The sequence below is a fragment of the Tepidimonas fonticaldi genome, assembly GCF_007556755.1.
Taxonomy (GTDB): Bacteria; Pseudomonadota; Gammaproteobacteria; order Burkholderiales; family Burkholderiaceae_C; genus Tepidimonas; species Tepidimonas fonticaldi.
Map to the genome: position 1 here is coordinate 70,095 of NZ_VJOO01000011.1, position 11,574 is coordinate 81,668.

Here is an 11,574-nt window from a genome sequence, read left to right on the forward strand (position 1 = left end):
TTTAAAAAGCGGAAACGCGTACTTTGATTTATTAGGGACAGATCAAACCCGCTTGCGCGGTCGGCCGGGCCGCGCCGGTTGTGTGCGCCGCCCGGTCTGCGCCGCCAGCGCGGCCAAAAAGGCGGCATCGCCCACCGGCCAGCCTTTGATCGCGGCCTCGCGCAAACCCTGCGCCTGCGCGGGCGGCAAACCCTCGTCCACGTGCTGGCGGTAGGCGGCCTCGCGGGCAAAGGGCGTGTCCCCCAGGCCCCACCAGGGCGCGGGCGGCTGCACGCCACGCAGCGGCGCGATGCCCGCATAGTGGCGGTGGGTGGACCAGGGCCAGGCCTCCGGCGACGGGGCCAGGCCCACGCGCACCGGCTCGTGGTCCAACAGCACCAGGGCCGGCAGCACCCGATCCGGCGCCAGCACGGTGGCGCGGTAGCGTCCCTCCCACAGCGTGCCGGTACGGCCATGCCGCGCGTTGAAGCGGCGCACATAGCTGCGCCCCAGCCCCTGCATCAGGCGCGACAGCGCCCCCTCGCGGCGCGGCGTGACCAGCAACCACAGGCCCGCGTCCAGCAACGCATAGCCATGGACCTCGACGCCCTCGCGGGCTGCACCGTCACCCAGCAGCGCCAGGAAGGCCTGACGGTCGTCGTCGTCCGAAAACACGGCCTGCCGGTTGTGCCCCTGCCACAGGACCAGGTGGGGCAAATCCGTCACCGACAGGCGGGGCAGGCGTGCCATTCAGCGTCCCCCCGTGCGCTGGACACCGGGGGCGGACAAGCGGCCCAGCCGGGCCTGCAGCGCCACCGCCAATGCCATCCCCACGGCGCAGCACGCAACATTGACCAACCACGTCCAATGCCAGCCCCCCACCCGGGCCGCCAGCCAGGCGACCAAGGGCGGCCCGACGAACTGCCCCAACGACGACAACTGCTGGACCCAGCCCACCGTCGTCGAAACCGTCTGCGGCCCCGGGGCCAGGCGTACCGCCAGGGTGAACAGGGTGCCGGGGATGAGGCCGCCGACCGCCGAAAACACCAACACCGACGCATACGCCCATCCAGCCCCCGCCGTGAAGGTGCCCACCGCCCCCAGGGCCATGGCGGTATAGCCCGACCACAGCAGGGTGCGCGGCGCGACCCCGCGCGCGAGCAGTCGGCCGGCCGCGATGTTGCCCGTGAGGTTGATGCCCGCGGCCAGCGCACTGGCCCAGCCCACCCGGGCGGGCGACCAACCGGCCTCGGTGTAGAGGGTGGGCAAAAACCCGACCACCGCCAGCCATTGCCCGGAGTACATCAAAAACGCCGCGGCGACCAACCACGGCCCAGACGCCGACAGCGTCGAGCGCAGGCCCTGCCATGCCGCGCCCCACGCCCCTCCCGCAACGGCGGCCGGCCCGTCCGGGGCGTCCGGGGCGTCCGGGGCTAATCGCGCGCGCACGGCCACCGCGCACAACACCGCCAAGCCCGCCAGCAAGCCCCACGCCGTACGCCAACCGACGGCGGCATGCAAGGCGGGGGCCAGCAGCAGCCCCGTCGCCGCCCCGATCGGCATATACGCCCCCCACCAGCCCAAGGCGCGGTTGAGCACGGCCGGCTCGGTCACCGACCGGCGCAACAGGCCCGGCGCGGGCAAGACGGCCATCAAGAACCCGAAGCCCTCGATGCCGCGCGTCCACAGCAACAGGTGCGCCGCCGGCACCAGCGCCCCCAGCGCGCTGCCCGCGGCCAGCAATAGCAAACCCGCCATCATGACGCGCCGCGGCCCCAGCCGGTCGGCCAGTTGCCCGAACAGCGCCCCCATGCTCATGCCGGCCAACTGGATCATGGAGAGCAAAAAGCCCCCCTGCACCAGGGTCAGCCCCAGTTCCTGCGCCAGCACGGGCAGCGCCGGGGGCAGTTTGCCCACATGCAGCGCGCTGGCAATGCCCACAGCGACGATCAGCCGCGCCTGCGCCGGCACGGGCTGGCGGTCGCGGGGGCCGGGTTGCGCGCTGGGCATAGGCGGTCAGACGAACAGCCGCTGGCCGGTCAGCCGCTCGTGCTCGCGGATCGCGTAGCGGTCGGTCATGCCGGCGATGTGGTCGGCCACCTGCCGCCGCAGCGACAGCCCGGCGCGGCGCCGCTGCGCGGGCAACCGCGCGGGGTCGGCGCAGTAGGCGCGGTACAGGTCCGCCACCACCTGGCGCGCGCGCGCCGTGGTCTCCATCACCTGCGGGTGGCGGTACAGGTTGACGAGCAGGAAGCGCTTGAGCCGCGCCGACGCCTCGCGCATCGCCGGCGAAAAGCCCAGCAGCGGCGGCTGCGCGCGCACGTCGGCCACGGACTGCACGCCGGCGGCGCTCAGGGCCGTGCGCGTGGCGGCGATCACGTCGTACACCTGCGCGCTGAGCATGCGGCGGATCGCCTCGTACAGCAGCCGCCGTCCCCGCAGGTGCGGATGCTGCGCCAGCGCCTCGCGGCGGAAGGCGTCGAACAGCTCGACCTGCTCCAGTTGCTCCAGCGTCAGCAGGCCGCTGCGCACGCCGTCGTCGATGTCGTGCGCGTTGTAGGCGATCTCGTCGGCGACGTTGGCCAGCTGCGCCTCCAGCGACGGCGACTCGCCGCGCAGGAAGCGCGCCCCCACGCCGCCCGGCTCGCGCGCCTCCAGCCACTCGGCGTTGGCGCGCGCGCAATGCTTCAGGATGCCCTCGCGCGTCTCGAAGCTGAGGTTGAGGCCGTCGAACTCGGGGTAGCGCTCCTCCAGCTCGTCGACCACGCGCAGGCTCTGCAGGTTGTGCTCGAAGCCGCCGTGCGGCTCGTCCGCCCCGCGCGGCTCGGCGGCCCACGGGCCGTCGTCGGCGTGCAGGCAGGCGTTGAGCGCGTCCTGCCCGGCGTGGCCGAACGGCGTGTGCCCCAGGTCGTGCGCCAGCGCGATCGCCTCTACCAGATCCTCGTGCAGGCCCAGCGCACGGGCGATGCTGCGGCCGAGCTGCGCCACCTCCAGCGAGTGGGTCAGCCGCGTGCGGAACAGGTCGCCCTCGTGGTTGAGGAACACCTGCGTCTTGTAGACCAGGCGGCGAAACGCGGTGGAGTGGATGACGCGGTCGCGGTCGCGCTGGAACGGGTTGCGCGTCGGCGCCGGCGGCTCCGGATGGCGCCGGCCGCGGCTGCGCGCGGGGTCGCATGCCCACGGCGCCAGCGTCCCGGCCGGCCAGGGCAGCACGCCCATGGCGGCCACCTCCTCGGCCAGCGTCGGCAGCACCGGGGTCATGGCGCCCTGCCCTTCCTCGCCGGCCGGCGGCTCAGGCGGCGCAGCGCGCCGCGATCACCTCGGCCACCAGCGCATCCGGTGCCGGGCGCACGAAGGCGTGCCCGGCCTCGTCGACGACGACGAAGCGGATCTCGCCGCCCTCGGCCTTCTTGTCCACCCGCATCAGCTCCAGGTAGCGCGCGGCGTTGTCCGGCCCCAACACCGGCGCGCGCACCGGCAGGCCGGCCGCGGCCACCAGCCGCTCCAGCCGCGCCACCCAGGCGGGCGACACCAGCCCGAGCCGGCGCGACAGCTCCGCCGCCATCACCATACCGCAGCCGACCGCCTCGCCGTGCAGCCAGGCGCCGTAGCCGAGGCCCGCCTCGATCGCGTGGCCGAAGGTGTGGCCGAAGTTGAGGATCGCGCGCAGGCCGGACTCGCGCTCGTCCTGCCCGACGACGGCGGCCTTGATCTCGCAGCTGCGCCGCACGGCGTGCGCCAGCGCCGCGGCGTCGCGCGCCACCAGGCGCTGGACATTCGCTTCCACCCAGTCGAGGAAGGCCACGTCAGCGATCGGCCCGTACTTGATAACCTCCGCCAGCCCGGCGGCGAACTCGCGCGGCGGCAGGGTGGCCAGCGTCGCCAGATCGCACACCACCCGCACCGGCTGGTAGAACGCCCCGATCATGTTCTTGCCGAGCGGGTGGTTGATGGCCGTCTTGCCGCCAACCGAGGAGTCCACCTGCGCCAGCAGGGTGGTCGGCACCTGCACGAACGGCACGCCGCGCATATAGCACGCGGCGGCAAAGCCGGTCATGTCGCCGATCACGCCGCCGCCCAGCGCGAACAGCACCGTCTTGCGGTCCGCCCCGGCGGCCAGCAGCGCGTCGAAGATGCGGTTGAGCGTCGACCAGTCCTTGTGCGCCTCGCCGTCGGGCAGCACCACTTCCAGCACACGCGCGTAATGCGGCTGCAGCGCTGCGCGCAGCCGCGCCAGGTACAGCGGCGCCACCACCGTGTTGGTGACGATGGCCGCGGTGGCCGCGCGCGGCAGACCGGCCCAGGTGGCCGGATCGTCCAGCAGGCCAGTGCCGATGACGATGGGGTAGCTGCGCTCCCCGAGGTCGATGCTCAACGTGTGCAGCACGGTGGCGGGGGATGCGGATGCGGGGGCTTCGGCGATGGCGGCAGCGGCGGCGGGCGTGGACATACCACGAGTTTAGCCCGCCGTCGCGCCCCGGGCCGCCTCCGCGCCCAGCTCCAGCTGCATCAGGATCATGTTGACGAGCGTGGCCACCGACGGGCGCCCGGTCTCGATCACGTAGTGCGCCGTCTCGCGGTACAGCGGGTCGCGCACCCCGTGCAGCTCGCGCAGGCGCTGCAGCGGATCGGCCACCTGCAGCAGTGGGCGCGTGCGGTCATGGCGCAGCCGGCGCATCAGCTCCTCCGGCGTGGAGCGCAGGTAGAACACCCGGCCGCGCGCACGCAGCCGCTGCCGGTTGGCCGGCCGCAGCACCGCCCCGCCGCCGGTGGACAGCACGCACGACTCGCCGCGCGTCAGCTCGTCCAGCACTGCCTCCTCCACGTCGCGGAAGGGCTCCTCGCCCTCCCGCTCGAAGAACTCGCGAATGCTGCAGCCGAGCCGCTCCTCGATCACGGCGTCGGAATCGACGAATGGCAGCTGCAACCGCCACGCCAGCTGCCGGCCGACCGTGGTCTTGCCGGCGCCGGGGAGGCCGATGAGGATGACCCGACCAGCCATTACGGGGCAGGACAGTTGGGATTGGTGTTCACCACCGTCACCACCGCTGTCCCAATCGATCCATTGCTGTCGAGGACCGTCAGCGTCACGGGGGTATCTGCCGCCACGCAAGTGGTGCCCGACACCGTACCGACGAAGGAACCGGGCGTCTTGATCGAACCATCGGCATTGAACTCCGGCGCCGTGACCGCCGACACAGACACCAGTCCCGGGAAACTGCTGAGAACCGTCGGCACACCCTTGGCCGCCGTCAAGACACTGAACTTCAACGACGAACCGGACTGCTCTCCCAGACTCACCGCCGAGGGCGAAACACGGATTTGTGTCGTGGCCGTATTGATCGTGACTTTCGTCTTCACCATCTTGCCGACAGCATCGGAAAACACCACATCGACCTCACCCGTGGCCAGCAGACCGAGAATCTCGAACTCGCTGTCCGATCCCGGAAGCAGCCGGACTTGGATGGCTGCGGGAATACCGCCTGCGATGGAGTATGGCTTTTGCCCCCCGGACAGCACCACCGTCGCAGGGATACCAATCGGCAAAGTCAAACTGTCCGAAGAAATGCGCAGCTCCGGTGAGCCCACCGTCACCGCCACTTCCAACTCCTTGCCGGCGGCGTCTCGGATACGAACCTTCATGTCGCCGATGGCCACCCCCTGAATGCTCCATTCCTCCGCATTCAGCTGGGTGACGGTCGCGACCAAGGGTGCGCTGCCAGTAATGGTGTAGGGCTTCACCCCACCGCTGACACGGAAGGTGCGCGCCTGTGATGACCCCACCCCAATCGTCAGCGCAGCCGGGGCTGTCGTGTACAGGGGCACACTCGTCCCCACCGTCACGGACACCGTTTTGCTCGTGCCGGCATAGTCCGTGACAATCACGTTGGTAGACGCCCCCGGCGCGATGCCACCAACGACCAGCGAATTGCCATCCATGGCCGCCACGGCCACGGCGGCTTCGGAGGTCACCGCGCGATAGGGCGGCACGCCACCGGTCACGGGAAGCAGTTTGGACTCACCCGGCAAAACGGTGACCGCAGACACCCCACCGACCGAAAGCGCGCCCGTGTTCGGATTCGCACCGGGGGAACCGCCACCACCACCGCAGGCCACGGTCAGCAGACCGGCGATGAGTGCAGCGATCGCCAACAACGGCTTCATAGGCCAACGGATGAACCAGCGTTCCATATTCACAACCTCATTGGAAGGGCGTCGCCGCGCCATCGACGATGTACGGGGTCAGGAAGATCACCATCTCGCGCTTCTGGGTGTCGCGGTTACGGCTCTTGAACAAGTTGCCGACTACCGGCACGTCTCCGAGCACTGGCACCTTGTCGACACCTTGCGACTCCTCATGCTCGAATATGCCCCCGATCATCACGGTACCGCCATTCTCCACCATGACGTCGGTCTGCACTTCACGCACATCCAGCTGCGGCCCGGCGTCGGTGATGCGCAGCAGACGGTTCTTCGCGGCCTTCAGTTTCACCATCACCTGCCCGGAGGGCGTGATCTGCGGCTCCACCTCAAGCTGCAGGTTAGCGTCGATAGTCTCGATGACATCCTCAATCTGACCGTTGGCAGCCTGTCGCCGACGGATGAAGCGGATCTGGTCGCCCTGCTTGATGGTCGCCTTGGTCAGGTCACCCGTGAGCACACGGGGACTGGAAATGATTCGCCCCTGGTTGTCCGACTCCAGTGCCGACAGCTCCAGGTTCAGAAAGCGGTTGGCCGCCGGACTGAAGAGGGAGATCGCGAACCGCGGCACTTCCGCCCCAGACAGGCCGCTGCGCGCCGGCAGGCTGACGAATGTCGTGTTCGCGTTGGTCATCAGGTTGGCAGTCTGCCCGGTGGTCGACGTGATGGCGTCGTAGGAGCCAGCAATGGCGGCGCGCGCAGTCCCCCCGACGCTGTAGCCTGCATCGCCGCCGCGGATCGTGCGCAGGTCAGCCCCACCCAGCCGCACGCCCAGCGAGCGGCTGAAGCCCTCGCGCGCCTCGACGATACGTGCCTGGATCATGACCTGCCGCCTCGGCGTGTCGACCTTAGCCATAAACTGACGCACCGCCTCCAGCCGCGAGGCCACGTCGGTGACGAACACCTGGTTGGTGCGCACATCGGCAATGACCGAGCCGCGCGGTGACAGCAGGCGATTGGTGCTGGCGTTCTCGCCCGATCCGGTGTTGACGCCTTGCCGAAGGGCCTCGGCCGCCTCCTGCGCCTTGGCGAAGTTGAGCCGGAAGGTCTCCGTCTGCAACACCTCGAGAGCCTCGAGCTTCTTGTTGACCTCCCGCCGTGCCACGGCCTCGTCGTCCAGCTCCTTCTTCGGCGCCACGCGAATGACATTCCCCGTCTTGGTCATGCCCAGCTGTTTGGCCTCCAGGATGATGTCCAGCGCCTGGTCCCAGGGCACGTCCTTCAGGCGCAGGGTCAGGTTGCCCTGCACGGTGTCCGCGGTGATGATGTTGAAGTTGGTGAAGTCTGCAATCACCTGCAGCAGCGAGCGCACGTCGATGTTTTGGAAGTTGAGGGACAACTTCTCGCCGCTGTACTTGGGCCCCTGCACGAGCCGGTTGGGATCGGGCTTGACCGGGCGCACCTCCAGCACGAACTGGTTGTCGCTCTGGTAGGCGCTGTGCTCCCACTCGCCGGTGTTTTCCACCAGCAGGCGCACGCGGTCGCCGGTCTGGGTGGCGGTGACGGTGCGCACCGGGGTGCCAAAGTCGGTCACGTCCAAGCGCCGGCGCAGGCCCTCGGGTAGCGACGTGCGCAAAAACTCCACCACCAGATTGCGCCCTTGCGGCCGAATGTCCACCCCGGTTTGCGGGTTGCCCAATTCCACGATCAGGCGGCCGGCGCTGTCCTCGCCACGGCGAAAGTCGATGTCGCTCAGGGCCGTCGTGCCGCTGACCGCAGGGCCGCTGTCGAAGGTGGTGGTGCCCACCGCAGCCGAGGCGGCCGGCGCGACAGCGGGCGCGTTTTGCAGGGTGACGAACAGCACGTTGCCCTGGACCTGGGTGTCGTAGGGCACGGCGCGGTTGAGGTTGAGGACCAAGCGCGTGCGACCACCGGCCTCGATGACATTGACCGAGCGCAGATTGCCCTGGTTGATCTCGATCAGCCCCTGGCCGGTGGCGTTGGTGGTCGCGGGGAAATCCAGCGCGATGCGCGCGGGCGTCTGGATGGTGAACGCGGCGGGCAGGGCCTTCAGGGGTTCGGTGGTTTCGATGCGAATGACTTCGTTGCCGCTGCTGAAGCCCGCCGAGACGGAGCGGATGGCCCCTTGGGCCTGCGCCCAACCGCTCGCCAGGACAACCGCGGCCGCCAGGGCGAACGACATCCACCGCCGGCCCCGGGGCCGGCGCTGCGGTGCATCACCGGGTGATCGATGTGCGAAGGTCATTTGCCGGTTCCTTCCTGTAGCTGCAAGGTGGCGGTGCGCTCGATCCACTCGCCGGCAGCGTCCTGCACGATCTCGCGCAGCGTGATCTGATTGTCGGAGATGGCGGTCACCCGCCCGTAGTTTTGACCCAGATAATTGCCCGCCGCCACCTGATAGAGCAAACCGTTGACGCGGACCAGCGCCACGCGGCGCCCGCCCTTGTCCAGCAGGCCCACCATGGCAATCGCGTCAAGGGGGAAGTCCTCCAGCGGCTCGCGGCGCCGGCGCATTTCGGACTCGATCAAGCGCGACACCGCCCCGCTGGCCGCGTCGCTGCGCAGCACGCGGACCAGCTTTTCCTCGCTGAAGGGGGCCAGGGTATCGCCCCCTTCGTACGCCTGCGGCTGGTAGGCGATGGGCGGCTGGATGGGCGTCACCTTGGGCTGCGCCGATGCGCGCTGACGCGCCATCCACTGCGCCAGATCCTCGTCGTTGCCGCCGGAGCAGCCCAACAACCCCGCCGACACGGCCACGATGGCGAGACCGCCCCAAACGGATCGCAGGGGATGCGCGCGCGGGGTCATTTCTTGCCTCCCTGGGCCGCTTTGGCCGCCGACTTCTGGGCCAGCACTTCGTCGGGGTCCAGATAGCGGAAGGTCTTGGCGGTGGCCTCCATGGTCAGCAGGTCGTTGCGGTTGGCCACCGGGTTGATCGACACATTGTTGAGCGTCACGATGCGCGACAGATGGGCAATGTCGGAGACGAACATGCCAATGTCGTGGTAGGAGCCGCTCACACGCACGGTGATGGGCAGCTCGGCATAGTAGTCGCGCACCGTCTCCTGCCCGGGGCGGAAGAGCTCGAACTGCAACCCGCGGCCGATGCCGGCCTGGTTGATGTCGGACAGCAGGGCATCCATCTCGGCTCGGTTAGGCAGTTGCTTTTCCAGTTGCGCGACGTATTGCCGCACCTGCTCCAGTTGCGCCTTCAGCGCGTCGAGGGCGACGGCCTTGGCGACCTTTTGCGTGTATTCGGTGCGCAGCTCGCCCTCGCGCCGCTGGGCAGCTTCGAGCGCATCGCGGCGGTCGGACAACCAGACGTACCACAGCGCCACGACGATGAAGACCGCCACCGCCACCAGCAGCAAGGCCCGCGGCAGCGCCGGCCAGCGGGACGGATCGTTGGGGTCCAGCCCGCTGAACTGGCGCTGCAGGGTCTGCTGCAGATCGGCCCAGTCGATGGAGGAGGGTTTGCGTTTGGAGGCCATGGTGTCGTCCGGTTGCGGGGTCAGACCGCCCCGCCCTTGCCAGCGGGGGCCGGCGCCCCGCCGCCCGCCTTGTCCGCCCCCTCGCCCTTGCCCTGCACGACGCGCAGCGCAAAGTTGAAGACCCGGCGCTGCCCGCCCGGGTTGAAGTTCTGGGTGCCGGCCGTGATCTCGATGAGCTGCGGCTGCCGCAGCCAGGGGCTCTGGGTGGACAGGTTGCGCAGCAGCTCGGAGACGCGCTCCTGCGACTGGGCCACCCCGGTGATCGCGATGCCGCTGCCCTCCTGCTTGATCGAGCGCAGGTACACCCCGTCGGGCAGCCGCCGCACCAGCTCGTTGAGCAGGTGAACCGGCAGGTTGCGGTCGGCCTGCAGGCTCTCGACGGCGTCCTGGCGCGCCTTGAGGGCATCCAGCTCGGTTTGCAGGGTGGCGATTTCCTTGATCTGCTGGTCGAGCTTGGCGATTTCGGCCTGCAGCTGCTGGTTGCGCCCCTGCTGGGCGGCGATGCGCGCCTCGAAAACCGTGTACACCACGCCCGCCAGCGCCACACCGGCAAGCGCCGCCAGCGCCAGATGCACGAAGAATGCCTCGCGCCGCCTCTTGCGCGCCCACTCGCGGTGGGGCAGCAGGTTGATGGCGATCATGGCATGAACCTCCGCAAGGCCAGCCCCGTGGCCACCAGGTAGGACGTCGCCTCCATGGCCAGGCGCGCGGCGGGCAGGTTGGGTGGCAGGGTCATGCCCTCGAAGGGATTGAGCACACTGGTGGCAAAGCCCGTCTGGGTCATGACCGCCTCGGCCACGCCGGGCAGGCTGGCCGCACCGCCGGACAGCAGGATGTGGTCCACCTTGTTGTGCGGCGTGCTGGTGAAAAAGAACTGCAGCGCACGGCCCAGCTCCTGCCCCAGGGTGTCCAGAAACGGCTGCAGCACCGTCTGCGGGTAGTCGGCCGGCAGGCCGTTGCCGGTTTTCTTTTTCTGCTCCGCCTCTTCCAGGGAAATGCCGTACTGGCGCGCAATCACCTGGGTCAGCGCCGCGCCGCCGACCGGTTGGTCGCGCTCGTAGATCATCTCGTCGTTGCGGATGACCTGCAAGCCCGTGGACTGCGAGCCGATCTCGAACAATGCGACGAGCAGGTTGTTGCCCTGATTGGGCAGCCGCTCGATGGCCCGGCGCGCAGCCAGCCGCGACGCGTAGGACTCGACGTCCATGATCACCGGGTTGAGGCCCGCTGCCTCGGCCAGCCCCTGCCGGTCGGACACCTTCTCCTTGCGGGAGGCGGCCACCAGCACCTCGTTATACCCAGGGGCGGTGGCCGACGGTCCAATGACGCAAAAGTCCAGCGCGACTTCGGACAGCGGGAAGGGAATCAGTTGCGCCGCCTCCGCCTCGACCTGGACTTCCAGCTCGTCCTCCGTCAGGCCGGCGGGCAGGCTGACCTTGCGCGTGATCACCGCCGAGCCGGGCAGGGCCAGCGCGACGTTCTTGGTCTTGGTGCCGGCCTTGCGCACCAGGCGGCGCAGCGCCTCGGCCACCTCGTCGAACTTCTCGATATTGCCCTCCGCGATCCAGCCCTTGTCCAGCGGCTCGATCGCGCAGTGCAGCAAGGCATAGCCGCCATTGCGCCCGCGGCCCAGCTCCACCAGCTTCAGGGTGGTGGAGCTGATGTCGATGCCGAGCAGCGGGGCTGGCTCGCGGCTGAACAGTGATCCGAATGCAGTCAAATCCCACCCCATGGGCCGGACCGGACCGGCCTGCACAATGCCCATTGCGTTCAAAATCCTAGCAGTAACGCCCCGCATCGCCCAGAGAAATCTCGCGCAGCATCGCACCGCACCGCACCGCACCGCCCGCGCCCGTTGCCTGGAACCGACACCGGCCGCTTCCTATAATGCGGGCGCCATGCTCCGGCACCCCCGGCCCGCTCCATGTCCCGACCCCCATCC

General features: G+C 69.3%; 11 protein-coding genes. All 11 read right to left on the reverse strand.

The annotated features are described in order from the left end of the window. Positions 1 to 42: 42 nt before the first annotated feature. Positions 43 to 729: a transposase gene (locus tag Tfont_RS07375; RefSeq protein ID WP_143968944.1), complete on the reverse strand. Its 687-nt coding sequence runs from the start codon at positions 727 to 729 to the stop codon at positions 43 to 45. Then, complete coding sequence (locus Tfont_RS07380; RefSeq protein WP_143968945.1) at positions 730 to 1,989, reverse strand: MFS transporter; 1,260 nt, start codon at positions 1,987 to 1,989, stop codon at positions 730 to 732. A gap of 6 nt (positions 1,990 to 1,995) precedes the next feature. After that, a complete protein-coding gene (locus tag Tfont_RS07385; protein ID WP_143968956.1) occupies positions 1,996 to 3,198 on the reverse strand; it encodes a deoxyguanosinetriphosphate triphosphohydrolase in 1,203 nt (400 codons plus the stop codon). Between the two features lie 73 nt (positions 3,199 to 3,271). Further along, entirely contained in the window at positions 3,272 to 4,429 is a 1,158-nt protein-coding gene (aroB, locus tag Tfont_RS07390; RefSeq protein WP_143968946.1) for a 3-dehydroquinate synthase, read from the reverse strand. A gap of 9 nt (positions 4,430 to 4,438) precedes the next feature. Beyond that, entirely contained in the window at positions 4,439 to 4,981 is a 543-nt protein-coding gene (locus Tfont_RS14705) for a shikimate kinase (RefSeq protein ID WP_143968947.1), read from the reverse strand. Next, positions 4,981 to 6,171 (reverse strand): hypothetical protein, encoded by a 1,191-nt coding sequence (locus Tfont_RS07400; protein WP_143968948.1) that lies wholly within the window; start codon positions 6,169 to 6,171, stop codon positions 4,981 to 4,983. Before Tfont_RS07400 ends, Tfont_RS14705 begins: the two co-directional genes overlap by 1 nt. Positions 6,172 to 6,181: 10 nt before the next feature. Next, positions 6,182 to 8,323, reverse strand: a complete 2,142-nt coding sequence (gene pilQ, locus Tfont_RS07405) for a type IV pilus secretin family protein (protein ID WP_185974493.1) — start codon at positions 8,321 to 8,323, stop codon at positions 6,182 to 6,184. Between the two features lie 59 nt (positions 8,324 to 8,382). After that, positions 8,383 to 8,949: a pilus assembly protein PilP gene (locus Tfont_RS07410; RefSeq protein ID WP_143968950.1), complete on the reverse strand. Its 567-nt coding sequence runs from the start codon at positions 8,947 to 8,949 to the stop codon at positions 8,383 to 8,385. Beyond that, positions 8,946 to 9,632 (reverse strand): type IV pilus inner membrane component PilO, encoded by a 687-nt coding sequence (gene pilO, locus Tfont_RS07415; RefSeq protein WP_068606142.1) that lies wholly within the window; start codon positions 9,630 to 9,632, stop codon positions 8,946 to 8,948. Before pilO ends, Tfont_RS07410 begins: the two co-directional genes overlap by 4 nt. Positions 9,633 to 9,652: 20 nt before the next feature. Then, entirely contained in the window at positions 9,653 to 10,273 is a 621-nt protein-coding gene (locus Tfont_RS07420; protein ID WP_068606140.1) for a PilN domain-containing protein, read from the reverse strand. Then, positions 10,270 to 11,352 (reverse strand): pilus assembly protein PilM, encoded by a 1,083-nt coding sequence (locus tag Tfont_RS07425; RefSeq protein ID WP_068606138.1) that lies wholly within the window; start codon positions 11,350 to 11,352, stop codon positions 10,270 to 10,272. Before Tfont_RS07425 ends, Tfont_RS07420 begins: the two co-directional genes overlap by 4 nt. Positions 11,353 to 11,574: the final 222 nt, after the last annotated feature.